The 24,417-nt window shown below is 73.3% G+C and carries 21 protein-coding genes; 15 read left to right on the top strand and 6 right to left on the bottom strand.

The window, feature by feature from the left end; genetic code table 11:
• On the bottom strand, positions 1-551 hold a 551-nt coding region (locus PKA89_RS17195), incomplete at its 3' end, for a DUF3995 domain-containing protein (RefSeq protein ID WP_324421512.1).
• Positions 552-969: 418 nt separating this feature from the next.
• On the opposite strand from PKA89_RS17195, the gene PKA89_RS17190 reads away from it, so the two are divergent.
• The 12 genes from PKA89_RS17190 (at position 970) to PKA89_RS17135 (ending at position 14,423) form a co-directional block, all read left to right on the top strand.
• Positions 970-1,065, top strand: a complete 96-nt coding sequence (locus PKA89_RS17190; protein ID WP_324421510.1) for a 3-isopropylmalate dehydrogenase — start codon at positions 970-972, stop codon at positions 1,063-1,065.
• A gap of 90 nt (positions 1,066-1,155) precedes the next feature.
• Positions 1,156-2,226, top strand: coding sequence for a 3-isopropylmalate dehydrogenase (locus PKA89_RS17185; RefSeq protein WP_324421508.1), 1,071 nt, complete (start codon positions 1,156-1,158; stop codon positions 2,224-2,226).
• Positions 2,227-2,457: 231 nt separating this feature from the next.
• Positions 2,458-3,552, top strand: coding sequence for a branched-chain amino acid aminotransferase (locus PKA89_RS17180; RefSeq protein ID WP_324421506.1), 1,095 nt, complete (start codon positions 2,458-2,460; stop codon positions 3,550-3,552).
• Between the two features lie 103 nt (positions 3,553-3,655).
• Positions 3,656-4,063, top strand: coding sequence for a hypothetical protein (locus PKA89_RS17175; RefSeq protein ID WP_324421504.1), 408 nt, complete (start codon positions 3,656-3,658; stop codon positions 4,061-4,063).
• Between the two features lie 150 nt (positions 4,064-4,213).
• Positions 4,214-5,878 (top strand): amino acid permease, encoded by a 1,665-nt coding sequence (locus PKA89_RS17170; RefSeq protein ID WP_324421502.1) that lies wholly within the window; start codon positions 4,214-4,216, stop codon positions 5,876-5,878.
• Positions 5,879-5,888: 10 nt separating this feature from the next.
• Positions 5,889-6,797, top strand: a complete 909-nt coding sequence (locus PKA89_RS17165; RefSeq protein WP_324421500.1) for a phosphotransferase — start codon at positions 5,889-5,891, stop codon at positions 6,795-6,797.
• Positions 6,794-9,259: an FAD-dependent oxidoreductase gene (locus PKA89_RS17160; RefSeq protein ID WP_324421498.1), complete on the top strand. Its 2,466-nt coding sequence runs from the start codon at positions 6,794-6,796 to the stop codon at positions 9,257-9,259. Before PKA89_RS17165 ends, PKA89_RS17160 begins: the two co-directional genes overlap by 4 nt.
• An 86-nt stretch (positions 9,260-9,345) precedes the next feature.
• Entirely contained in the window at positions 9,346-10,068 is a 723-nt protein-coding gene (locus PKA89_RS17155; protein WP_324421496.1) for an FCD domain-containing protein, read from the top strand.
• Positions 10,069-10,081: 13 nt separating this feature from the next.
• Positions 10,082-11,467 (top strand): glutamine synthetase family protein, encoded by a 1,386-nt coding sequence (locus PKA89_RS17150; RefSeq protein WP_324421494.1) that lies wholly within the window; start codon positions 10,082-10,084, stop codon positions 11,465-11,467.
• A gap of 10 nt (positions 11,468-11,477) precedes the next feature.
• Positions 11,478-12,866 carry an aldehyde dehydrogenase family protein gene (locus PKA89_RS17145; RefSeq protein ID WP_324421492.1) on the top strand — a complete coding sequence of 463 codons (1,389 nt, stop codon included), beginning with the start codon at positions 11,478-11,480 and terminating at the stop codon, positions 12,864-12,866.
• Positions 12,867-12,899: 33 nt separating this feature from the next.
• Positions 12,900-13,667: a 3-oxoacyl-ACP reductase gene (locus tag PKA89_RS17140; protein ID WP_324421490.1), complete on the top strand. Its 768-nt coding sequence runs from the start codon at positions 12,900-12,902 to the stop codon at positions 13,665-13,667.
• A 9-nt stretch (positions 13,668-13,676) separates the two neighbouring features.
• Entirely contained in the window at positions 13,677-14,423 is a 747-nt protein-coding gene (locus PKA89_RS17135; protein WP_324421488.1) for a gamma-glutamyl-gamma-aminobutyrate hydrolase family protein, read from the top strand.
• On the opposite strand, the gene PKA89_RS17130 is transcribed toward PKA89_RS17135, so the two are convergent.
• The gene (locus PKA89_RS17130; RefSeq protein WP_324421486.1) at positions 14,386-15,198 is read right to left on the bottom strand and encodes a hypothetical protein; all 813 of its coding nucleotides are present in this window, start codon (positions 15,196-15,198) and stop codon (positions 14,386-14,388) included. The genes PKA89_RS17135 and PKA89_RS17130 overlap by 38 nt on opposite strands.
• Positions 15,199-15,338: 140 nt before the next feature.
• Between PKA89_RS17130 and PKA89_RS17125 the strand changes: the two genes are divergently transcribed.
• Complete coding sequence (locus tag PKA89_RS17125) at positions 15,339-16,460, top strand: MBL fold metallo-hydrolase (RefSeq protein ID WP_324421484.1); 1,122 nt, start codon at positions 15,339-15,341, stop codon at positions 16,458-16,460.
• A 347-nt stretch (positions 16,461-16,807) separates the two neighbouring features.
• A complete protein-coding gene (gene cimA / locus PKA89_RS17120) occupies positions 16,808-18,400 on the top strand; it encodes a citramalate synthase (protein WP_324421483.1) in 1,593 nt (530 codons plus the stop codon).
• Here the strand turns inward: cimA and PKA89_RS17115 are convergent.
• The 3 genes from PKA89_RS17115 to PKA89_RS17105 all read right to left on the bottom strand — a co-directional run bounded on the left by PKA89_RS17115 (position 18,387) and on the right by PKA89_RS17105 (position 21,921).
• Positions 18,387-18,836, bottom strand: a complete 450-nt coding sequence (locus PKA89_RS17115; RefSeq protein WP_324421482.1) for an HIT family protein — start codon at positions 18,834-18,836, stop codon at positions 18,387-18,389. The genes cimA and PKA89_RS17115 overlap by 14 nt on opposite strands.
• 35 nt (positions 18,837-18,871) lie before the next feature.
• Positions 18,872-20,182 carry an MFS transporter gene (locus PKA89_RS17110; protein ID WP_324421481.1) on the bottom strand — a complete coding sequence of 437 codons (1,311 nt, stop codon included), beginning with the start codon at positions 20,180-20,182 and terminating at the stop codon, positions 18,872-18,874.
• A 68-nt stretch (positions 20,183-20,250) separates the two neighbouring features.
• Positions 20,251-21,921, bottom strand: a complete 1,671-nt coding sequence (locus PKA89_RS17105) for a long-chain fatty acid--CoA ligase (RefSeq protein WP_324421479.1) — start codon at positions 21,919-21,921, stop codon at positions 20,251-20,253.
• A 208-nt stretch (positions 21,922-22,129) separates the two neighbouring features.
• Between PKA89_RS17105 and PKA89_RS17100 the strand changes: the two genes are divergently transcribed.
• Positions 22,130-23,452 (top strand): DUF222 domain-containing protein, encoded by a 1,323-nt coding sequence (locus PKA89_RS17100; protein ID WP_324421478.1) that lies wholly within the window; start codon positions 22,130-22,132, stop codon positions 23,450-23,452.
• A 7-nt stretch (positions 23,453-23,459) separates the two neighbouring features.
• On the opposite strand, the gene PKA89_RS17095 is transcribed toward PKA89_RS17100, so the two are convergent.
• Positions 23,460-24,341: a 3-methyladenine DNA glycosylase gene (locus PKA89_RS17095; RefSeq protein ID WP_324421476.1), complete on the bottom strand. Its 882-nt coding sequence runs from the start codon at positions 24,339-24,341 to the stop codon at positions 23,460-23,462.
• Positions 24,342-24,417 lie beyond the last annotated feature (76 nt).

The following is a 24,417-nucleotide window of genomic DNA, read 5'->3' as shown; positions in this document are numbered from 1 at the left end:
TACCGACTCCTCGAACACGGCCCCTCACCGGCTTGACCAACCATAGGAGCGTCGCCCACCGGCTCCGGACGGCGGACCGTTCCCTCGGGGACGGTCCGCCGTCCGCGTGAGCGGCGCAGGCCGGCGGCGAGGGCGAGGCCCCACAACAGGAAGAGAGGGTCCCAGAGCCACGCGTGCCCACGGGTCGCGGCGAGGTCGCCGACCGGGCCGAGGACCCCGGTCAGGGCGAGGTTCGCCGCGAGCGTGTTCGCCAGGCCGTAGCCGACGAGCAGCACGGCGCCCAGCCACGCGGCGATGCGCAGCCCGTGCCGCGGCCCGCCACCGCGCGCGGCCACCCAGGGCACCCAGGCCCCGGCCAGCTTGCCCACCCCGATGACCCCCAGCGCCAGCCCCGCCGAGAGCGGCGACTCGGCGCGCCAGGACACCGCCCACTCGCCGACCGTCGCGCTCAGCGCGTCGCCGCCGAGCGCCCAGTACAGGCTGGCGGCCGCGTGCACGGTGCCGAGGGCGGCGGCCGCGGCGAACCAGGGGAGCGAGCGGCGCGGGTCCATCCCTCGACGCTAGGGGAGCGTCGGCATCGGCGCGATGGGGGAGGACCCGGAGCGAACCCGGAGAGCCGCGGGGAACCTCCACCTGCTGGTTCCGTGGCGGCGGACACGGTTCGCCGCCCTCGGGAGGCCGGATCGCGACGGATTCCGCGGCCCGCTGCCCCGTGTGACGCGCATCTCGTGGGCCGGCTGTCCACATCATGGAAACCGGCTGCCGGGTACTAGGACGTCCACGTACCGTCGAGTCATGACGCGGCGCGTGGTACTCCTCATTCCCGGCCGCGGCGAGGCCCGGTAGTCAGCACCCTCGCCGCGGAGACCCCGCGACGTCGCTGACCGCTCGCCGGCGAGACAACCGGCTCGAGCACCGACCCTCACACCCCCCGACGTGCGGCCACCGGCCGCGGATTGCGAGACGACGATGAACACCGAGACCACGTACGACGAGGCCACGCTGGCCCGCCAGGCACTGCAGGAGTCGATGGACCTGCGCGACCAGGGCCACTCGGACGACTGAGGCAGCACCGGCCCCGTGCCGGCCGTCCCACCCCGCTCACGGGCTGGGACGGCCGTCCGCATCCCGGACCCCCTCTCTAGGCTGGAGACCATGACCGACGTCGCGACCCCCACCCCGACCTCGCTCGACCTCGCCGTCATCGCCGGGGACGGCATCGGGCCGGAGGTCGTGGCGGAGGGCCTCAAGGTGCTCGAGGCGGCGATGGGCCAGGACGGGCCGAAGGTCACGAGCACCGAGTACGACCTCGGCGCCCGCCGCTGGCACGCCACCGGGGAGACGCTGCCCGACTCGGTCCTCCAGGAGGTCTCGGCCCACGACGCCATCCTGCTCGGGGCGATCGGCGACCCGGGGGTGCCGAGCGGCGTCCTCGAGCGCGGGGTCCTCCTCCCGCTGCGCTTCGCCCTCGAGCACTACGTCAACCTGCGCCCGGCCAAGCTCTACCCCGGCGTCGAGAGCCCGCTGGCCGTCGAGCGCGTCGCCCCGGGCGGCATCGACTTCGTCGTCGTCCGCGAGGGCACCGAGGGCCCGTACACCGGCAACGGCGGCGCGCTGCGCGTCGGCACACCGCACGAGATCGCCACCGAGGTGAGCGTCAACACCCGGTTCGGCGTCGAGCGCGTGGTCCGTGACGCGTTCGCCCGGGCACAGGCCCGTCCCCGCAAGCACCTGACCCTCGTGCACAAGCACAACGTGCTGACCCACGCCGGCCACCTGTGGCGGCGCACGGTGGAGGAGGTCGGCGCGGAGTTCCCCGACGTCGAGACCGCCTACCAGCACGTCGACGCCGCGACGATCTTCCTCACCACCGACCCCGGCCGCTTCGACGTCGTCGTGACCGACAACCTCTTCGGCGACATCATCACCGACATCGCCGCCGCCGTCGCCGGCGGGATCGGCCTCGCCGCGAGCGGCAACATCAACCCCGAGGGCCGCTTCCCGAGCATGTTCGAGCCGGTGCACGGCTCGGCCCCGGACATCGCCGGGCAGGGGGTCGCCGACCCGACGGCGACCGTGCTGTCGGTCGCGATGCTCCTGGCCCACGTCGGGCTCGCCGACGCCGCAGCCCGGGTAGAGCAGGCGGTGGCCGCCGACCTCGCCGAGCGGGGGAGTGCCCCGCGCTCGACGAGCGCCGTCGGCGACGCCATCGCCGCCCGCCTCTGACCCGCCCGCCCCGGCCCCGCCCCTCCCGGCCCCGCCCCGGACCTCGCGCGTATCGGGTGACCCGAGAACCCGTCGCTTCACCCCGGAACCGTTCTCGGGGGAAGCGCGGGCGTATCGGGTGACCCGATACGCGTGGGGGCCCCGGACTTCTCCCGCCCGATCCGCCCGAGACCGGGCGGGTAGCCTGCCGGGTAGCACCGTCGCTCCCCGAGGAAAGGACTGACCCGTCCCATGAGCCTGACCTTCGACCTGCACCGTCGTCCCGACCCCGAGGGCGACGAGCGACGTGCCGAGATCCTCGCCAACCCCGGGTTCGGGGTGTACTTCACGGACCACATGGCCAGTGCGACGTGGACCAGGGACGCCGGCTGGCACGATGCCCGCGTCCACCCGTACGGCCCGATCACGATGATGCCGGCGGCCGCGGTGCTGCACTACGCCCAGGAGGTCTTCGAGGGCCTCAAGGCCTACCGGCACGAGGACGGCAGCATCTGGTCCTTCCGCCCCGAGGCCAACGCCGAGCGGATGCAGCGCAGCGCCCGCCGACTCGCGCTCCCCGAGCTGCCGACGGACGACTTCCTCGCCTCGCTCAAGGCCCTCGTCGAGGTCGACGAGGCCTGGGTGCCCGCGTTCGGCACCGGCGAGACCAGCCTCTACCTGCGCCCGTTCATGTACGCCTCCGAGGCCTTCCTCGGGGTGCGTCCGGCGAACGAGGTCACCTACTCCGTCATCGCCTCACCGGCCGGCGCGTACTTCCCACGCGGGCTCAAGCCGGTCACGCTCTGGATCTCCCAGCACTACGCCCGCGCGGGCGCCGGCGGCACGGGCGCGGCGAAGACCGGTGGCAACTACGCCTCCTCGCTCGCCGGCCAGCTCGAGGGCATCGACCACGGCTGCGACCAGGCGGTCTTCCTCGACTCCGCGACGCACACGTACATCGAGGAGCTCGGCGGGATGAACCTCTTCCTCGTCACCGACGACCACCGACTGCTGACCCCCGAGCTGACCGGCACGATCCTCGAGGGCGTCACCCGCAGCTCCATCCTCGAGCTGGCCAAGGACCTCGGCCTCGAGCCGGAGGAGCGCCGGATCGAGATCGAGGAGTGGAAGGACGGCGTGCGTGACGGCCACATCCGCGAGGTCTTCGCCTGTGGGACAGCGGCGGTCGTCACGCCGGTCGGCGAGCTGCGCTGGGAGGGCGGCGAGGCGCCGTCCACCGCCGGCGAGGAGGGCGGCGAGGTGACCCGGGCCATCCGGCAGGCCCTGCTCGACGTCCAGTACGGCCGGACCGAGGACTCGCGCGGCTGGCTGACCCGCCTCGCCTGAGGCCGGGGCGGCTGCTCGGGTTCTCGCAGGTCACGGCGGCTCCACGAGGGACACGGAGTCGCTAGGTTCGACGGACCGCCGTCCCCGAACCCAGGAGCTCCCCATGACCACGGGCACCGTCATCCTCGTCGTCCTGATCGTCGTCGTCGTCCTCGTCGCGCTCGCCCTCATCCTCCGACAGCGTGGCTCCCGCCGCGACGAGGCGGCCCGGGCCAAGGCGGCCGAGCTGCGCGAGCAGGCCGCCGAGCACGACCGTGAGGTCCGTGAGCGCGAGGCCGCCGCCACCGAGGCCCGGGCCAAGTCCGACCTCGCCCGCGCCGAGGCGGAGCGGCGGCAGCTCGAGGCCGAGCGGCTCGCTCGCGAGGCGGACGAGCGGGCCGAGACGGCCGGCGAGGTGCGCGAGCAGCGGGCCGAGCAGCTGCGCGAGGCCGACCGGCACGACCCCGACGTCCCCACTGACGACGACGGTCGCGACGAGCCGGTCGAGCGCCAGGCGCCGCCGGCGGTCTGAGCCGCGGCGCCCCGCGCGGGGCCGGTGCGGCATCCGGCGTAAATGGTTCCTGGGCGGACCATTGACAGCGACCGGCCGCGGGTGTTGTCTGTGCACCACTCGACCGCGCCGGACCCGTTGTGGTCCGCTTCTGCACATCAAGAGGTGCACGTGAGCGTTTCCCGGACGACCGACCACTCCGACGACGAGGCCCTCCTCGCCGAGCTCGGCTACAAGCAGGAGCTGAACCGCAGCTGGTCCGGCTTCTCCAACTTCGCGATCTCCTTCTCGATCATCTCGATCCTCGCCGGCTGCTTCACGACCTTCGGCCAGGCGTGGAACAACGGTGGCCCGATCGCCATCTCCATCGGCTGGCCGCTCATCTCGGCCTTCATCCTCGTCATCGGCCTGTGCATGTCCGAGCTCGTCTCGGCCTATCCGACCTCCGGCGGCATCTACTGGTGGGCCGCCAAGCTCGGTGGCGCGAAGGCCGGCTACTACACGGGCTGGCTCAACCTCATCGGCCTGCTCGCCGTCGACGCGTCCGTCGCCTACGGCACGGCGACCTTCTTCGACCTCTCGTTCAGCACGATGAGCGAGTCGTGGGCCGCGGGCTACAGCCTCCAGCGGGTCTTCTGGATGTTCCTCGTCGTCCTCGTCCTCACCGCGATGGTCAACATCTTCGGCGGCCACCTGCTCGCGATGCTCAACAACGTCTCCGTGTGGTGGCACGTCGTCGGTGCGGCGGCGGTCATCCTCATCCTCATCGTCCTGCCGGACAAGCACATGAGCATCGCCGACGTCTTCTCGATGCGGGTCAACAACAGCGGCGGCCTGGCCGACGGCAGCACCAGCGGCTTCGGCTTCTGGTTCTACGTCCTGCCCCTCGGCTTCCTGCTCACCCAGTACACGATCACCGGCTACGACGCCTCGGCCCACCTCTCGGAGGAGACCCAGGGCGCGGCCGACGGTGCGGCCAAGGGCATCTGGCGCTCGATCTTCTACTCGGCCATCGGCGGGTGGATCCTCCTGCTCGCCTTCCTCTTCGCCGTGCAGGACCCGAAGGCGGTCACGGCCGGCGGCGGTGGCGTGGCCGTCATCTTCAACCAGGCCCTGTCCTCCGGCTGGGCCGGCACCGTGCTGCTCATCGCGAGCATCGGGCAGTTCTTCTGCACGACGGCGTGCATGACGTCGACCAGCCGGATGCTCTTCGCGTTCAGCCGGGACGGCGCCGTGCCCGGTGCGTCGCTCTGGGCCAGGCTCACCCCGCGCAAGGTGCCGGCCAACGCGGTGCTCGTCTCCTCGCTCGTCGCCGCGGTCATCACCCTGCCGGCCCTCGTCGAGGTGAACATCGGCACGGCCGACGCGCCGATCATCGTGCCGACCGCGTTCTACGCCGTCGTCTCGGTGGCCGTCATCGGGCTCTACCTCGCCTTCGCCATCCCGATCTTCCTGCGGTGGCGGGCCGGCGACTCGTTCGTCCAGGGCCGGTGGAACCTCGGCACCAAGTGGAAGTGGATGGCGCCGATCGCGGTGCTCGAGATCGCCGTGGTCAGCGTCTACTTCATCCTGCCCTTCACCCCGGCCGGAACCCCGGGCAACGGCGACTTCGCGTGGAAGTTCGTCAACTACGCACCGATCCTCACCGGTGGCGCGCTGCTGGTGCTGTGGATCGGCTGGCACCTGTCGGCGAAGAAGTGGTTCACCGGGCCGAAGACGACGATCGACCTGCCGGACGGCATGACGAGCGCCGACGAGATCGCGCTCGAGCACCACGGCAAGACCGCCCACGGCGGGGCCGAGCACGACTGGAAGCCCGGCGACCCGCTCGCCTGACCACTGCGTCGTGACCGACCTCGACGAGGTGCTCGACGGGATCCCCGTCCTCGCCGGGCAGGGCCGCCACGTGAGCGCCCTGCCCGGCGGGCTGACCAACGAGAACCACCGCGTACGCACCGACGCCGGCCTCGACGTCGTCGTGCGGGTGTCGTCCCCGGAGGCCGGCCTGCTCGGCGTCGACCGGCACGCCGAGTTCGTCAACACCCTGGCGGCGGCGTCGACCGGGGTCGGCGCCCCGGTCGTCGACTACCTCGGCGGCCGCGGGGTCCTCGTCGTCGGTTTCCTCCCGGGGCGCACCTGGACCGAGGTGGACGTCGGCGCCAACCTCGGGCGGCTCGCCGCCGCCCTGCGACGGCTGCACGCCGCGCCGTCGTTCGTCGGTCGCTTCGACATGGTGGCGCTGCGGCGCGAGTACCTCGCCGTCGTCCGGGAGCGCGGGTTCCCCCTGCCGCCCGGCTACCTCGACCTCGAGCCGGCCGTCGAGCGTGCGGAGGCCGTGCTGGGCCTGGCGCCCGAGCGGCTGGTCGCCTGCCACAACGACCTGCTGCCGGCGAACGTCCTCGACGACGGCGGCGACCTGCGGATCATCGACTACGAGTACTCCGGGATGAACGAGCCGTCCTTCGAGCTCGGGAACGCGGTGGCCGAGGCGCGCCTCGGCCCGGAGGCGCTCGTCGAGCTGTGCACCGCCTACTACGGGCGCGCCGACCCGGCGGACGCGGCACGGGCCGAGCTCTGGGGGTTCCTCGCCCGCTACGGCTGGACGCTGTGGGGCATCATCCAGGAGGGGACGAGCAGCATCGACTACGACTTCCGGGGGTGGGCGATGGAGAAGCTGGACGCCGCCCGCGCGCTCGCCCGCGGTCCGCGGTTCGACGGGCTGCTCGCCGCAGGAGCCGCGGGAGCGGCGCGGTGAGCACGGTCGAGCTGCCGCAGCGCGCCCGCGTCGTCGTCGTCGGGGGCGGGGTGGTCGGGGCGTCCGTCGCCTACCACCTGGCCCACCTCGGCGAGACGGACGTGCTCGTCCTCGAGCAGGGCACCCTCTCGTGCGGGACGACGTGGCACGCCGCCGGGCTCGTCGGCCAGCTGCGGGCCAGCGAGGCCGCGACGCGGCTGGTCCGGTACTCGACCGAGCTCTACGCGCGGCTCGAGGCCGAGACCGGGCTCTCGACCGGCTACCGCGTGTGCGGCGGTCTGACCGTCGCCCGCACACCCGAGCGGATGGTGCAGCTGCGGCGCACCGTGGCCAACGCCGCTGCGTACGACCTCGACTGCGAGCTGCTGACTCCCGCGCAGGCCGCCGAGCGCTACCCTCTGCTGCGCACCCACGACCTGCAGGGTGCGATCTGGCTGCCCGGTGACGGCCGGGCCGACCCGGCCGACCTCACCCAGGCCCTGGCCCGCGGTGCCCGGGCGCTCGGCGTGCGCGTCGCCGAGCGGGTGCGGGTCACCGGGCTGCGGCTCGAGGAGCGTGGGGACCGGCGGCGGGTGACCGGCGTGCTCACCGAGCACGGCGAGGTCGAGTGCGAGGTCGTCGTCAACGCCGCCGGACAGTGGGCGCCGCTCGTCGGGGCGATGGCCGGTGTCGAGGTGCCGCTGCACTCCGCCGAGCACTTCTACGTCGTCACCGACCAGGTCGAGGGCGTGCATCGCGACCTGCCCGTCCTGCGCGACCCGGACGGGTACACCTACGTCAAGGAGGAGGTCGGGGGCCTGCTGGTCGGCGGGTTCGAGCCGGAGGCCAAGCCGTGGGTGGCGCCGGAGGAGATCCCGTACCCGTTCGAGTTCCGGCTGCTCGAGGAGGACTGGGAGCACTTCTCGCTGCTCATGGACAGCGCGGTGCACCGGCTGCCCGTCCTCGCCGACACCGGGATCCGCAAGTTCTACAACGGTCCCGAGTCGTTCACCCCGGACAACCAGTTCATCCTCGGCGAGGCGCCCGGCTGCGACGGCTTCTTCGTCGCCGCGGGCTTCAACTCCGTCGGCATCGCCTCCGCCGGGGGCGCCGGGCGCGCGCTCGCCGAGTGGGTGCTCGACGGCGAGCCGACGACCGACCTCGTGGCCGTCGACGTCCGGCGGTTCCCGTCCGTCGCCGCGAACCGCACCTGGCTGCGCTCGCGGGTCGTCGAGGTGCTCGGCCTGCACTACGCCGTTCCCTGGCCCAATCGCGAGCTGACCTCCGGTCGCCCGCAACGCTGTTCGCCGTTGTACGACCGCACCGTCGCGCAGGGTGCCGTCCTCGGCAGCCGCAACGGCTGGGAGCGCCCGCTCGTCTTCGCGCCGGCGGGGGAGGAGCCGCGGCTCGAGTACTCGTGGGGGCGCCCGGCGTGGGCCGACTGGTGCGACGCGGAGCAGCGGGCCACCCGCTCCGCGGTCGCACTCTTCGACCAGACCTCGTTCAGCAAGTACCTCGTCACCGGCCCGGACGCGCTCGCCACCCTCCAGTGGACCTGCACCGCCGACGTCGACGTCCCGGTCGGCCGGGCCGTCTACACGGGGATGCTCGACGCGCACGGCGGGTACCAGGCGGACGTGACCGTCACGCGCACCGGGGCCGAGGAGTTCCTCGTCGTCTCCAGCGCCGCGACGACCGAGCGCGACCTCGACCGCCTGCGCCGCCACCGGGTCGGTGCCACCGCGGTCGTCGACGTGACGGGCGCCTACGCGGTGCTCGGCCTCATGGGGCCGCGCTCCCGCGAGCTGCTCGGCCGGCTGACGCCGGCGCCCCTCGACGACGCGCACCCCTTCGGGACCTCACGCGTGCTGCCGGTCGGCCGGGGCCGGGCGCGGGTCACCCGGATCACCTACGTCGGCGAGCTGGGCTACGAGCTGTACGTCCCGACCGAGCAGGCCCTGGTCGTGCACGACGCGCTCGTCGAGGCCGGCACCGACCTCGGGCTCGTGCCCGCCGGGTACTCGGCCATCGAGGCGATGCGGCTCGAGAAGGGGTACCGGGCCTTCGGCCGCGAGCTGACCCCGGAGGTCACGCCGGTCGAGGCCGGGCTCACCTTCGCCTGCAAGCTGGGCGGTGACACCGACTTCCTCGGACGGGGGGCCGTCGAGGCGCGGCGTGCGGCCGGTCCGGCACGCCGCGTGGTCTCGCTGGTGTGCAGCGACCCGGAGGCGTGGCTGTGGGGTGGCGAGCTCGTGCTCCGTGACGGTGAGCCGGTCGGCCAGGTGACGAGCGCCGCGTGGGGGGCGAGCGTCGGCGCCTCGGTCGGCCTGGCTCTCGTCGGTGACCGGGCCGGGGCGGGCGCCTCGCCGGCCTGGTGCGACACCGGGACGTGGGAGGTGGACCTCGCGGGGGAGCGGCTGCCGCTGACCGTCTCGCGGCGTCCGCCGTTCGACCCGGACGGGACGAGGCTGGGCCGGTCATGACACACTCGACCGGACGAAAGGTCCAGAACCGAACCTTCGGACAGGGTGGTCCGGAGGAGGGGCCGCGACGAGGAGGAGGGGACCCGATGAGCGACCCCGCCGTCGTGACGCACCTGCCCTCGGCGATCCTGCGGCAAGCGGTCGGCAACCCCTTCGAGACGACGGTCGAGCACCTGGCGACGGCGATCCGGCTCGGGGTCCTCGTCGACGGTGACCAGCTGCCCCCCGAGCGCGAGCTCGCCGAGCGGATGGGGGTGGCCCGCAACACCCTCCGCGACGCCATCGCCGCGCTGCGCGACGCCGGCCTCGTGACGACCCGCCGCGGCCGGGGCGGCGGCACGGTGGTCACCTACACCGCTCCGGAGCCCGGCACCGGGCGACCCGTGCGCCGCGGCGCCACCCTCCTCGACGCCCTCGACTTCCGCCGCGTCGTCGAGCCGGGGGCGGCCTGGCTGGCGGCCACCCGTGACCTCTCCGGCGACCAGCGGGCCTGGCTCGCGGCCTGCCTGCGCGAGACGACCGAGGCCGCTGACCCCGGCGCCCACCGGCTTGCCGACAGCCGTCTCCACCTCGCCGTCGCCACCGTGTCCGGGTCGCCGATGCTCATCGAGGCGGTGACCCGGGCGCAGGCCGCGCTCGGCGAGATGCTCGCCGCGATCCCCGTGCTGCGCAAGAACATCCAGCACTCGCACGACCAGCACGAGGCCGTCGTCGGCGCCATCCTCACCGGGGCGCCCGACGCGGCCCGGACGGCCATGGAAGAACACTGCGACGCCACCTCCGCGCTGCTGCGCGGACTCATCGGATGACCGGAGGAGCACCATGACGAGCTCGATCCACCGCGGCGGTCCGCCGCAGCTGACCCTCGAGCAGCTGCGGTCCGACGTGGCCGACGGCACCGTCGACACGGTGATCGTGGCCTTCACCGACATGCAGGGTCGCCTGCAGGGCAAGCGGATCCATGGTGCCTTCTTCCTCGAGCACGTGCTCGAGGCCGGAACCGAGGGCTGCAACTACCTCCTCGCCGTCGACGTCGACATGAACACCGTCGACGGATACGCCATCTCCTCGTGGGAGCGCGGCTACGGCGACATGTTCTTCGAGATGGACCTCACCACCCTCCGGCGCACGCCCGGCCACCCGGCCTCGGTGACGATCCAGAGCGACCTCACCTGGCTCGACGGCTCGGGCGACGTCGTCCAGTCGCCGCGCAGCGTCCTCAAGCGGCAGGTGGCGGCGGCCGCGGAGGGCGGCTGGGCGGCCTTCGCCGGCACCGAGCTCGAGTTCATCCTCTTCGAGGACAGCTACGAGGCCGCTTGGGACCGTCGCTACCACGGCCTCACCGGGGCCAACCGCTACAACGTCGACTACTCGATCCTCGGCGGCAGCAAGGTCGAGCCGGTGCTGCGCGAGATCCGCAACGAGATGTACCGCGCGGGGATGACGGTCGAGTCGGCCAAGGGCGAGTGCAACTTCGGGCAGCACGAGATCGGCTTCCTCTTCGACGACGTGCTGCGCACCTGCGACAACCACTCCGTCTACAAGACGGGCGCCAAGGAGATCGCCGCGCGGCACGGGCAGGCGCTCACCTTCATGGCCAAGTACGACGAGCGCGAGGGCAACTCGTGCCACATCCACCTGTCCCTGCGCGGCACCGACGGCGAGGTCGTGTTCGCCGACGACGAGCGGGACGGCGGGCGCTCCGAGCTCTTCGACCACTTCATGGCCGGCCTGCTCGCGACGATGCGCGAGCTGACGTACTTCTATGCGCCGAACATCAACTCCTACAAGCGATTCGCCCCCGGTTCGTTTGCGCCGACGGCCGTGGCGTGGGGCACGGACAACCGCACCTGCGCGCTCCGGGTGGTCGGCCACGGCGCCGGCCTGCGGGTCGAGAACCGGGTGCCGGGCGGCGACGTCAACCCCTACCTCGCGGTCGCCGCGATGATGGCCGGCGGGCTGCACGGTATCCGCGAGGGCCTCGAGCTGCCGCCCGTGTGCGAGGGCAACGCGTACAAGGGCGACTACGAGCACGTGCCCCGCACGCTCGCCGAGGCCCGCGACCTCCTCGCCGGCAGCGCGGTTGCCCGGGCGGCCTTCGGCGACGAGGTCGTCGACCACTACGTCAACGCCGCCGACGTCGAGATCACCGCGTTCACCGCCGCGGTCACCGACTGGGAGCGGGTCCGAGGATTCGAGAGGCTGTGAGCACCACCCGATGAGCACCACCACCACGCACGACGTCATCGACCCCTCGACCGAGGAGGTCGTCACGACGATCGACCTCGTCGGCGTCGAGGAGACCGACGCCGCGGTCGCCCGCGCGGTCGAGGTCGGGCCGGCCTGGCGGGCCGTCGCGCCCGCCGACCGCGCCCTGCTCCTGCGTCGGTTCGCCGACGTCGTCGAGGAGCACGCGGAGGAGCTGGCCCGCCTCGAGGTGCGCAACGCCGGGCACACCATCGGCAACGCGCGGTGGGAGGCGGGGAACGTCGTCAACGTGCTGCGGTACTACTCCGCGGCCCCGGAACGCCTCTTCGGGAGGCAGATCCCGGTCGCCGGCGGCATCGACGTCACGTTCAAGGAGCCGCTCGGCGTCGTCGGGGTCATCGTGCCCTGGAACTTCCCGATGCCCATCATGGGCTGGGCGATGGCGCCGGCCCTCGCCGCGGGCAACACGGTCGTCCTCAAGCCGGCCGAGCTGACCCCCCTCACGGCGATGCGGATCGGCGAGCTGGCGCTCGAGGCCGGCATCCCCGAGGGCGTCCTGACGATCCTCCCGGGCAAGGGGTCGGTCGTCGGGGAACGGTTCGTCACCCATCCCGACGTTCGCAAGATCGCGTTCACGGGCTCGACCGCGGTCGGGCAGGGCATCATGCGCGGAGCGGCCGAGCACCTCAAGCGGGTCACCCTCGAGCTCGGCGGCAAGTCGGCCAACGTCGTGTTCGCCGACGCCGACCTCGACAAGGCCGCCGCGGCCGCCCCGATGTCGTTCCTCGACAACGCCGGCCAGGACTGCTGCGCCCGCACCCGGATCCTCGTCCAGCGCAGCGTCCACGACGCGTTCATGGAGCGCTTCGAGTCCGCGCTCAAGGACGTCGTCGTCGGCGACCCGGGCGACGAGGCGACCGAGATGGGGCCACTGGTCAGCGACCGCCAGCGTGAGACGGTCCGTGGGTTCGTCGACGGCACGGACGGGCACGACGCGGTCGACGTCGCCTTCCGCGGCAGTGCCCCCGAGGGGCGTGGCTGGTGGTACCCGCCGACCGTCGTCCTCCCGCGCGGCACGAGCGACCGGATCTGGCGCGAGGAGGTCTTCGGACCGGTCGTCGCCGTCCTCCCGTTCGACGACGAGGCAGACGCCGTCGCGAAGGCCAACGACAGCGACTACGGTCTCTCCGGCTCGATCTGGACGCGCGACCTCGGCCGGGCGCTGCGCGTCTCGCGGGCCGTCGAGTCCGGCAACCTCTCGGTCAACAGCCACTCCTCGGTGCGGTACTCGACACCCTTCGGCGGCTTCAAGGCGAGCGGCCTCGGGCGTGAGCTCGGCCCGGACGCCCTCGACGCCTTCACCGAGGTGAAGAACGTCTTCATCGCCACCGACGACTGACCCCCACCACACCCCCACACCTGAGGAGAGAACATGGCAGGCAGGCTCGCGGGCAAGGTCGCCGTCGTCACCGGCGGCTGCTCGGGCATCGGCCTCGCGACCGTCCGTCGCTTCGCGGAGGAGGGCGCGACGGTCGTCGTCGCCGACCTCTCGGACGACGCCGGCGAGGCCCTCGCCGCCGAGATCGGCGGGACCTACGTGCACTGCGACGTCGCGAGCAAGGACGACGTCGACCGGCTCTTCGCCACGGCGAAGGAGCGGCACGGACGGGTCGACATCGCCTTCAACAACGCCGGCATCAGCCCGCCCGACGACGACTCGATCCTCGACACCGACCTCGACGCGTGGCGCCGGGTCCAGGAGGTCAACCTCACGTCGGTCTACCTCTGCTGCAAGGCCGTCATCCCGATGATGCTCGAGCAGGGCGGCGGCTCGATCATCAACACGGCGAGCTTCGTCGCCGTCATGGGCGCGGCCACGTCGCAGATCTCCTACTCGGCGTCCAAGGGCGGTGTGCTGTCGATGACCCGCGAGCTCGGAGTGCAGTTCGCCCGGCAGGGGATCCGGGTCAACGCGCTCTGCCCGGGCCCGGTCAACACCCCGCTGCTCAAGGAGCTCTTCGCCAAGGACGCCGAGCGCGCGGCCCGGCGGCTCGTCCACGTGCCGATGGGTCGGTTCGGGGAGCCGGAGGAGATGGCCAACGCGGTCCTCTTCCTCGCGTCCGACGAGTCGAGCTTCATGACCGCCTCGACCTTCCTCGTCGACGGCGGCATCTCGGGCGCGTACGTCACGCCGCTCTGAGGTCTCGTCGTGCCCACCACCCGACCGGTCATCGGCATCACCTGCTACGTCGAGGAGGTCGACCGCTTCCCCTGGGTCGGTCAGCGCAGCGTCGTGCTGCCGCACCGCTACGTCGCGCAGGTCGAGGCGGTCGGCGGGGTCGCCGTTGTCCTCCCGCCGCGCCCGGACGTCGACGAGGTGATGGCGCGGGCCGTCCTCGAGCGGGTCGACGGACTCGTCGTCGCCGGGGGAGCGGACGTCGAGGCCGCCCGCTACGACGCTGCGCCGCACCCGACGTCGCAGGACCCGCGCCCGGACCGCGACGCCTGGGAGACGGCACTCGTGCGGGCCGCCGAGGAGGTCGACCTGCCGACCCTCGGCATCTGCCGCGGCATGCAGGTGATGGCGGTGGCCGCGGGCGGCGTCCTCGAGCAGCACCTCCCGGACCGCGTCGGGCACGAGGCCCACTCGCCGCGGCCCGGGGTGTACACCTCCCACCACGTCGAGCCGGTCGGCGGGAGCGTCCTGGCCGGCATCCTCGGCGACCTCCCGCTCGACGTGCCGACCTACCACCACCAGGCGGTGGTCCCGGAGTCCCTGGCCGGCACCGGCTGGTCGCCGTCGGCGTGGCACGAGGACGGCACGCTCGAGGCGATGGAGGACCGCTCCGGCCGCTTCCGGGTCGCCGTGCAGTGGCACGCGGAGGAGGGGGAGTGCGCCGACCTCTTCGCCGCGCTCGTCAGCGCCGCCACCGAGCGGGCCCGGCTGCGGGCCTGAGCGCCTCGGTCCAGCGCAGTCGGGTCGCCGGGCGGGCGCGCAGCCGGTGTGGTCGGGCGAGGCCGTGCCGGGCCAGGTGGGCGCGGACGGCATCCCGCCGCTCCGCCGACGAGGTGAGTCCCGCGGCCACGTCGGCGGGGTCCTCGTGGTCGGTGTGCGGGACGCCGGCCGCCCGCAGCGAGGCCAGCACCTCGGACTGGCGCAGCAGCCGCGGCGCCCGACCCGGCAGCACCAGTGCCCCGTCCCGCGCGGCGTAGACGTGGAACCCGGTCGGGCGGAACCCGCCTGCGACGACGAGGGGGTAGTGCCGAGCGGCCAGCTCGACCCGGTCGTAGCCGGGCTCGGTGGCGTCCACCGCGGCGAGCTGGTCGTCGTCGAGGAGCTGGAGGACGACGCGAGTGCGTGCGCCGGTGCGGTGGACCGGCGCCGCGGGGACGTAGCCGCCGCGCGCGACGTAGGCCGTGTGCCCGACCGCGAGGTTGCGCACGACACCCGTGAGCAGCGGTACGACCGCCGACACCCCCGACCGGGAGAGCTTGTGGGCGAGCACCTCGCCGGCGGCGTTCGAGCCGATGGCCAGCACCGGGGTGCGCCGCGCGAGGGGCGCGGCGCCGTGCGCCCGGAGCAACGCGTCGAGCGTCCGGGGCCGGCGCGGTCGCAGCACGTGCGCGCGATCGTCGACGAGCAGGCGCGGCCCGCCGACCGGTGCCAGCGGGTAGTCCAGCGGACGGTGGGCCAGGTCGCCGGGAGAGGGGTCACGGGCAGCGCGGGGCATCCCCTCCACCGTAGGCGAGGAAGCCACGGTCGCGGTCCGAGGCGCCTCCGGCCACCGCCGCCCGGGCCGCGATCGCCCGGTTCCGTCTCGACAGAGTGGACGCGGGCGCTCCTGTCTGATCCTCGGGTGACAATGTCCGAGTGAGCAGGCTCAACAGGATCGCCGTCGCCGCAGGGGCGGCCAGTGCCCTCGGTGCGCTCGCGGCCGCCGGGCGCGGGGTCGGCGCCGCGATGGGCGCCCGTCCGGACGGCGTCCGACTCGAACGGATGCGCCGGTCGCCCAACTACCGGGCCGGCGCCTTCCACAACCGCCGCCGGGGCACGGCGTCGATGCCGAGCAGCCAGCGCGACGTGCTCGAGCGGTACCGCGCCAACGCCGAGACCCGCCGCCCGCCCGGGCCCATCCCGGTCGTCAGCGCGCACCGGGAGCCGGCGGCGAGCGGCCTGCACGTCACGTGGTTCGGCCACGCGAGCGCGCTCGTCGAGCTCGACGGCGTTCGCCTCCTGCTCGACCCCGTGTGGAGCGAGCGGTGCTCCCCGAGCCAGCACGTCGGTCCGCGGCGCCTCCACGCCACCCCGGTGCCGCTCGAGCGGGTCGGCCGGGTCGACGCCGTGGTCATCTCGCACGACCACTACGACCACCTCGACATGGCGAGCATCCAGACCCTCGCGACGACCACCGACGCCGTCTTCCTCGTCCCGCTCGGCATCGGGGCGCACCTCGACGTCTGGGGCGTGCCGGGCTCGCGGGTCGTCGAGTGCGACTGGGGCGAGGGGCACGACGTCGGCCCGGTGAGCGTCACGGCGGTGGAGTCGCAGCACTTCTCCGGCCGTGGGCTGCGCCGCGACGGCACGCTCTGGGCCTCCTGGGTCCTCGCCGGGCCGGGCGGCAGGGTCTTCTTCAGCGGCGACACCGGCTACTTCGACGGCTACCCGGGCATCGGGGCCGAGCACGGGCCGTTCGACGTCTCGCTCATGGCGGTCGGCGCCTACGACCGCGCCTGGCGCGACATCCACCTCGACCCCGAGGAGGCCGTCCGCGCGACCCTCGAGCTCGACGGTGGGCTGCTGTTGCCCATCCACTGGTGCACCTTCGTCCTCGCGCCGCACCCGTGGGCCGAGCCGGTGGAGCGCCTCCTCGTCGCGGCGGCGACCGAGGGGGTGCGCGTCGCGGTGCCGCGCGTCGGCGACCGGGTCGACGTCGCCGACCCGCCGGGCCTCGACCCGTGGTGGGAGAGCGCGGCCGTCGTCGCCCACGGCTGAGAGCGCCACGATGTGGACGCGCGCTGGCCGTCCGGCCGCGGGCGTGCCACGCTGGCTCCGTGACGTTCCGTGACGCGGCCACCACCGCGATCATCATCGTGTAGCGCGACGAGCACCCAGCTCGTCGCGCAGACCTCCCACACCCGGGGGGTCTTTTTGTTGGGACGGGACGTCACCCGACAGGGGGACGGCCCGGCCCGACGGAGACGGGTCGCCGCCCACCCCTGCGGCCGGCCCGGGCACACGCTGGACGATGATGGCACCGAGCAGCACGCGTCGACGCCCCGGCCCGACCAGGGCCGGGGCACGAGCGCCGGGTGACCGGCCTGGACCGCGGACGGATTCCGATGAGCGACCTGCACGTGTACGACACCACCCTGCGCGACGGCGCCCAGCAGGAGGGCCTCAACCTCACCGTCGCCGACAAGATGGCGATCGCCGCGCACCTCGACGAGCTCGGGGTCGGCTACATCGAGGGCGGCTGGCCGGGCGCGAACCCCAAGGACACCGAGTTCTTCGCCCGCGCGGCCCGCGACCTGCGGCTGCGGCACGCCACACTCGCGGCGTTCGGGGCCACCCGGCGGGCCGGCGGCCGGGCCGACACGGACCCGCTCGTGCGCGCGCTGCTCGACTCCGAGGCGCAGGTCGTCACCCTCGTCGCGAAGTCGCACACCGGCCACGTCGAGCGCGCGCTGCGGACGACGCTCGCGGAGAACCTCGAGATGGTCCGCGACACCGTCTCCTTCCTGCGCGGTGAAGGCCGCCGGGTCTTCCTCGACGCCGAGCACTTCTTCGACGGCTACCGCACCGACCGCGACTACGCGCTCGAGGTCGTGCGCGCCGCCGTCGAGTCCGGGGCCGAGGTGGTCGCCCTCTGCGACACCAACGGCGGCCTGTTGCCCGGCGAGGTCGGCGGCGTCGTCGACGACGTCGTGCGCACGACCGGCGCGCGGGTCGGCATCCACTGCCACAACGACACCGGGTGCGCGGTGGCCAACTCGATGGCCGCCGTCGACGCCGGCGCCACGCACGTCCAGGGCACGATCAACGGCTACGGGGAGCGCACCGGCAACGCCGACCTGCTCACCGTCGTCGCCAACCTCCAGCTCAAGGGCGGCCGCGAGCTGCTGGAGCCGCACCGGCTGCAGGAGGCCACCCGCATCGCGCACGCCATCGCCGAGGTGACCAACGTGCCGGCGTACTCGCGCCAGCCGTACGTCGGCTCGAGCGCGTTCGCGCACAAGGCCGGTCTGCACGCGAGCGCCATCAAGGTCGACCCCGACCTCTACCAGCACCTCGACCCCAGGCACGTCGGCAACGACATGCGGATGCTCGTCTCCGACATGGCCGGCCGGGCGTCCATCGAGCTGAAGTCGCGCGAGCTCGGGTTCGACCTCGACGCGTCCGACGAGACGGACGCGGCCACCCTGCGGCGGGTCCTGGCCACGGTCAAGGAACGCGAGCTGCGCGGGTACACCTTCGACGCCGCCGACGCGAGCTTCGAGCTGCTGCTGCGCCGCGAGATCGACGGCACCCTGCCGGCGTTCTTCGAGGTCGAGTCGTGGCGGGTCATCACCGACGCCCGCGGCGACGAGGACGCGCTCTCCGAGGCGACGGTCAAGGTGCGGGCGGCGGACCGCCGGCACGTCGAGACCGGCGAGGGCAACGGCCCGGTCAACGCCCTCGACCACGCCCTGCGCACCGCGCTCTCGGCGACCTACCCCGAGATCGCCGAGCTCGAGCTCATCGACTACAAGGTCCGCATCCTCGACGCCGCGCACGGCACCGACGCCGTGACGCGCGTGCTCATCGAGACCTCGGACGGCACGACGTCGTGGACGACGATCGGGGTCGCGGCGAACATCCTCGAGGCGAGCTGGGACGCGCTCGTCGAGTCGGTGACCTACGGGCTCGTCCGGGCCGGGGTCAGCCCGCGCTGAGCCGGTCGGCGAGGGCGAGCGCGAGCTCGTCGCGGCGGGCTTCGCCGACCTGCGCGCCCACGGCGTCCGGCCCGAGGTGGCGGAAGACCGCGGGTCCGCGTGACTCGGCGGGCTGGTCCGGCATCCGCGGGACGAGGTGCACGTGGAGGTGCCCGAAGCCGGTGGCCTCGGAGAACTGCATGATGTAGGTCTTGGTGCAGCCGACGACGTCGCGCAGCGCCTTGCTCAGCCGCCCGACGAGCTCGCCGAGCTCGGTGTGGGCGGCAGCCGGCAGCTCGTGGAGCGCCTCGACGTGCTCGCGGGCGTCGAGGACGAGCCATCCCTCGAGCGAGGTGTCGAAGGCGTGCGCGACCCGCCAGTGCTCGGTGACGGCAACCCGCTCGCGCGGCGGGAGGTCGGAGCGGGTGTTCTCGGAGCAGACGTGGCAGGAGGTCACGCCGCCCGACCGTAGCCGACCGTCCCGACGCCCGCTCAGCGGACGCCGTAGCGGCGCCGGACGACGAGGATGGTGGCGAGCGAGAGCACCGCGACGGCCATGAAGTACAGGCTCGGCGAGGACTTGCTGCCGGTCTGCTCGACGAGGAAGGTGAAGACCGCCCCGGCGAAGCCGCCGAAGACGAGCACGCCGAGGTTGTAGCCGACGGCCATGCCGGTCGTGCGGACGTTGGTCGGGAACAGGTCGTGGTAGAGCCCCGGCAGCGGACCGAAGTACGCGGCCATGACGAGGCCGAAGACGACCTGGACGAGGGTGAGGACCGCGACGGTCGGCACCGCGACGAGCAGCTGGAAGAGCGGCCAGGCGACGACGAGCCCGGCGACGGCGGCGACCGACATCACCCGTCCCGGACCGACGCGGTCGGCGAGCGTGCCGACGAACGGCGTGCCGACGAGGGTGACGAGCCCGGCGATGATTCCGCCGAGGAAGCCGGCGTACGCGGGCAGGCCGAGGCTCTTCACGGCGAAGGTCGGCATGTAGAGGATGAGGTAGACCGACAGGGAGGCGAGGGCGACGGCCCCCGCGGCGGCGAGCAGCCGGCCGACGTGGGTGCTCACCGTGGAGGCGAGTGGGCTGTCCAGCTTCTCGGCGGACTCGAAGTCCTCGGTCTCGTCCATCTTGCGGCGGATGTACCAGCCGATCGGCCCGATGAGCATGCCGACGAGGAAGGGGACCCGCCAGCCCCACGTGTAGAGGGCGTCGTGGGAGAGGAAGGTCGTGAGGAGGAAGCCGAACCCGGAGGCGAGGAACATCGCCGCGCCCTGGGTCGCGACCTGCCAGCTGCCGTAGAACGCGCGCCGCTCGGGAGCCGACTCGACGAGGAAGGTCGTCGCGGTCCCGAACTCGCCACCGGCCGAGAAACCCTGCACGAGACGGGAGGCCAGCAGCCAGAGTCCGGCGGCGACTGGGCCGATGACGGCCGCCGTCGGGGCCACGGCCATGAGGCCGGTGCCGACCATCATCGTGAGGATGGTCATCGAGAGCGCCCGCTTGCGCCCGTGCCGGTCGGCCCAGTTGCCGATGACGGCGGCTCCGAGGGGGCGGATGAGGTAGGACACCGCGAAGGTGAGGAAGGTGAGCATCAAGGCGGCGAAGCCGGAGACGTCGGGGAAGAACAGCTCGCTGATGACGACGGCGAAGCTCGAGTAGACGATGATGTCGAACCACTCGAGGGCGTTGCCGATCGACGACGCGACGACCGCCTTCCGGGCGCGGACGAGCGACTCGGGCGATGGGTCCCCCGGGGCGGCGGCGTGGTCGACGGGTGCTGGGTCGGTACGGGCCATTCCTCGACCCTCGCACCGTCGGGCGCGTGGCGGGGGTTCGGGTGCAGGCGGATCCGGTCCGGTCGGGCTCAGTCCAGGGTCTGGACCGCCAGCTCGCCCTCGGCGTACCGGCGACGCAGCAGCTTCTTGTCGAACTTGCCGACGCTCGTCTTCGGCACGGCGTCGACGAGCGCCCACCGCTCGGGCAGCTGCCAGTGGGCGAGCTTGTCCTCGAGGAACTCGCGCAGCGACTCCGGGGTGGCGGCGGCGCCCTCCCTCAGCACGACGGTGGCCAGGGGCCGCTCTCCCCACCGCTCGTCGGGCACCCCGACGACGGAGGCCTCGAGGACGTCCGGGTGCGCCATGATCGCGTTCTCGAGGTCGACAGAGCTGATCCACTCACCGCCGGACTTGATGACGTCCTTCGCGCGGTCGGTGAGCCGGAGGAAGCCGTCCGGGGTCAGCGTGCCCACGTCGCCGGTCCGCAGCCACCCGTCGTGGAACTTGTCGGCCATCTCGGCGAGCTCGGCGTCCGACTCCTCGCCGAACGCGTTGTAGGAGCCGGTGATCCACGGTCCCCTGACCTCGAGCTCGCCGACGCTCTCGCCGTCCCACGGCACCTCCCCGCCGTCCGGGCCGATGAGCCGCCCCTGCACGCCGAGGACGAGGCGGCCCTGCGAGGTCGCGTAGTCCCAGTAGGCGTCCGACCCCTCCTCGACGGCGGCCGGAGGCACGGCCGCCGTGCCGATCGGGGACATCTCGGTCATGCCCCACGCGTGGAGGATGGTGATCCCGTGCTGCTCCTTGAACGACTTCATCAGGGCCGGGGGTGCGGCCGACCCGCCCACGATGAGGCCGCGGCACGTCGAGACGTCGACAGTGTTCTCCTCGAGGTGGTGCAGCAGGTCCAGCCAGATCGTCGGCACGCCGGCACCGAAGGTGACCTTCTCGCTCTCGATCATCGTCGCGAGCGGGGCGGCCTGGAGGAACCGGTCCGGCATGACCAGGGAGGCGCCCACCGCCATCGCGAGGTAGGGGAAGCCCCACGCGTTGGCGTGGAAGAGGGGCACCACGACGAGCAGCCGGTCGCCCTGACGGGTGTCGGCAGTCATCGCGGTCGTCACGGCGTGGAGGTAGTTGGAGCGGTGTGAGTACGCGACGCCCTTGGGGTTGCCCGTCGTCCCGGAGGTGTAGCACAGCGAGGAGGCGGAGTTCTCGTCGAGGTCCTCGGGCCACTCGTACGTCGTCGGCATCCCCTCGAGCAGGGTGGCCCAGTCGTGCACCGCCTCGACGTGGTCGGGCGCCGTCAGCGCGGCGCGGGTGTCGTCGTCGACCGGGCCGTTGACGACGACGTGGCGGACCTTGGGCAGGTGGGGGAGCAGCTTGGCGAAGGGGGCCGCGAGGGTGTTGTCGACGATGACGACCTTCGAGCCGCCGTGGTTCGCGACGTAGACGATCTGCTCGGGGAACAACCGGATGTTGAGGGCGTGGAGCACCGCGCCCATGGACGGCACCGCGAAGTAGGCGGTGAAGTGCTCGGCGTTGTTCCACATGAAGGTGGCGACCCGGTCGTCCCCCTCGACGCCGAGCCCGTGGAGGGCATGGGCCAGCTGCGCGGCCTGCCGACCGACCTCCGCGTAGGTCGCGCGGCGTGGACCGTCGTCGGTCCAGGTGACGACCTCCTGGTCGGCGTGCAGCGTGGTCCCGAACCGCAGGACCTGGCTGACGAGGAGGGGGGTCGGCTGCATCGTGCTGTCCATGGGGAACAGCAAACTCTCGATCCCCGAGAAGCGGAAGGCCCCCGTCAGGCCGCGTGCGCTGGACTCCTCCCTGATGTCGCGCAGGGCACGGAGTGACGGGGCCTCTGTCGGTGGTCGGTCCTAGAGTTGGCAGCACAGGGGAAGGGCAGGGGCGATGACAGCAATTGCGGTGCGGGACAGACGTGGTGGTCCCACGCCGGCGGCCGTCGTGGCCGGGGTCCGTGCGTCACTCGCCACCGTCGACGTCGAGGCGCTGAGCGACCACGAGCGGGTGGCGCTGGTCGCCGAGCTCGAGCGGCTCAAGGGCGCGGCCGCGGCGTGCCAGGCGAGGGCCACCGACGCGCTGAGGGTGTCGCGAGAGGCCGTCACTCCCCAGGACGTGGCCCGGTCGGTGGGGTCGGAGGTGGCGCTGGCCCGGCACGAGTCGCCGAGCACGGGTGACCGGTTCGTCGGGCTGTCCCGCGCGCTCGTGCGCGAGATGCCGTGCCTGATGGCCGCCCTGACCGACGGCGCCGTCTCCGAGCGCGCCGCGGTGGAGGTCGTGCGCGAGACGGCGACGCTGACCCGTGAGCACCGCGCCGAGGTCGACCGCCGCCTCGCCGACGCGCTGCCACGGTTGTCGCCGCGGATGGCCGGCCGGGCCGCCGCACGCGTCGCGGCCGAGCTCGACGCGGCGTCGGTGGTCCGGCGGATGGAGGCTGCGGTGCGGAGCCGGCGCGTGACCGTCCGGCCGGCACCGGACGGCATGGCGTACCTGACCGTCCTCGGACCGCTGCGTGAGGTGGTCGGGGCCCACGCCGCCCTGCTGCGCCGCGCCAGGAGTGTGGTCGGTGGGCAGTGCGAGGACGAGGCGCCCGAGGGGCGCGCCGTCGGGGCGGTCAGCGCCGACGTCGCCCTGCGGCTCATGGCCGGGCTGGCCCCGGGCCAGGTGCAGCCGGTGGAGGTGCAGCTGGTCATGACCGACCGGGCGCTCCTCGGTACGGGCGACCCCGACCGGTCCGTCGACGAGCCCGCGCGGGTGCCCGGGCACGGGTCGGTGCCGGCGCCCGTCGCGCGGGCCTGGATCGAGGGAGCCGGCCCCGCGTCGGTGTGGCTGCGGCGGCTCTACACGAGCCCGGACGGTCGCGACCTCGTGGCGATGGACTCCCGGCGCCGCCCCTTCGCCGGCGGCCTGCGCCGGGTCCTCGTCCTGCGTGACGACGTGTGCACCACCCCGTTCTGCGGCTCCGCCATCGTGCACGCCGACCACGCCCACCCCGCCCGCGACGGCGGACCCACGAGCGTGTGGAACGGCAACGGGAAGTGCGCGCGCTGCAACCTCGTCAAGGAAGGGCCCGGCTGGCGGGTCACCGTCGCCCGCGGCTCACCCCACGGGACCGTGACCCGGACCCCGACCGGGCACACCTACCGCTCCCTGGCCCCGCCCCTGCTCGGGTGGGGCAGCGAGCCGCACCAGCCTCCCGCCCCGACCCGACGGGACGACTCCGTCCTCGAGAGGCACGTCGACTGGTGCTTCGCCACTGCCGCCTGACGGCCGCTCAGCCGGCTGGCACCGGTGTGTCGACGGCCGACAGCACGTCGAGGAGCCTGCGGCGCAACTCGTTCGAGCGGACCGTGAACGCGCGCTGCCGTTCGAGGTACTCGGCCTTGCCCTCCGGGGTCTCGATGGGGACCGGCTCGTACCCCAGCTCGCGCAGGTCGTACGGCGACGCCTGCATGTCGAGGACCCGGATCTCGCGGGCCAGGTCGAAGGCGTCGGCGGTGAGGTGGCTCGGCACGAGCGGGGCCAGCTTGAACGACCACTTGTAGACGTCCATCCCGGCGTGGAGGCAGCCGGGCTGCTCGAGCGACGCCTGGCCCTCCCGGGTCGGGCGCAGCTGGTTGAGCGGGACCGCCGACTCGGTGAAGAACCGGAACGCGTCGTGGTGCGAGCAGCGCACCGTGTGCCGCTCGAGGACCGCGTCGGTGCCGGCCGGTCCGAGGCGCAGCGGCCATCCCGGGTGGCGCACGTCGTCGGCCGGCAGCCGGTGCACCATCGCCCACTCGTGGAGGCCGAAGCACCCGAGGTGGGGCGGACGCAAGAGGGTCGCCGCCACGAGCTCCCGGACGAACGCGATGGTCCGCCCCCGGGCCGCGACGAAGGACGCCACGTCGAGCTCGACCGCGTCGCCGACGAGGCGGTGGTGCCTCCAGCCGGCCCGCTCACCCGAGGCCGCGCCCGCCAGGCGGATGCCCGCCCCCGGGTGCCAGCGGCGCAGCTTCGCCGGGGAGTGGTTGTAGTAGCGGAAGAGGAAGTCCTCGACCGGATGCGCCCGACCGTCCGACCGGCGCGCGCGGTGCCCGGCGGTCGCCGCGTCGACGCGTTCGGCGTGGGCGCGCTCGCGGGCGGCCCACTCGTCGGGGGAGAGGACGACGGTCACCGCACCACGGTAGCGACGGCTCGCACCACCACCCCGGGCACACCCGGCGCGTCCCGGGCGTTGGGTCGGGAGAGGA

The organism is Phycicoccus sp. (assembly GCF_035325325.1).
Classification (GTDB): domain Bacteria; phylum Actinomycetota; class Actinomycetes; order Actinomycetales; family Dermatophilaceae; genus Phycicoccus.
The sequence above is the reverse complement of the archived record's forward strand: the minus strand, read 5'-3'. Positions and strand labels throughout refer to the sequence as shown.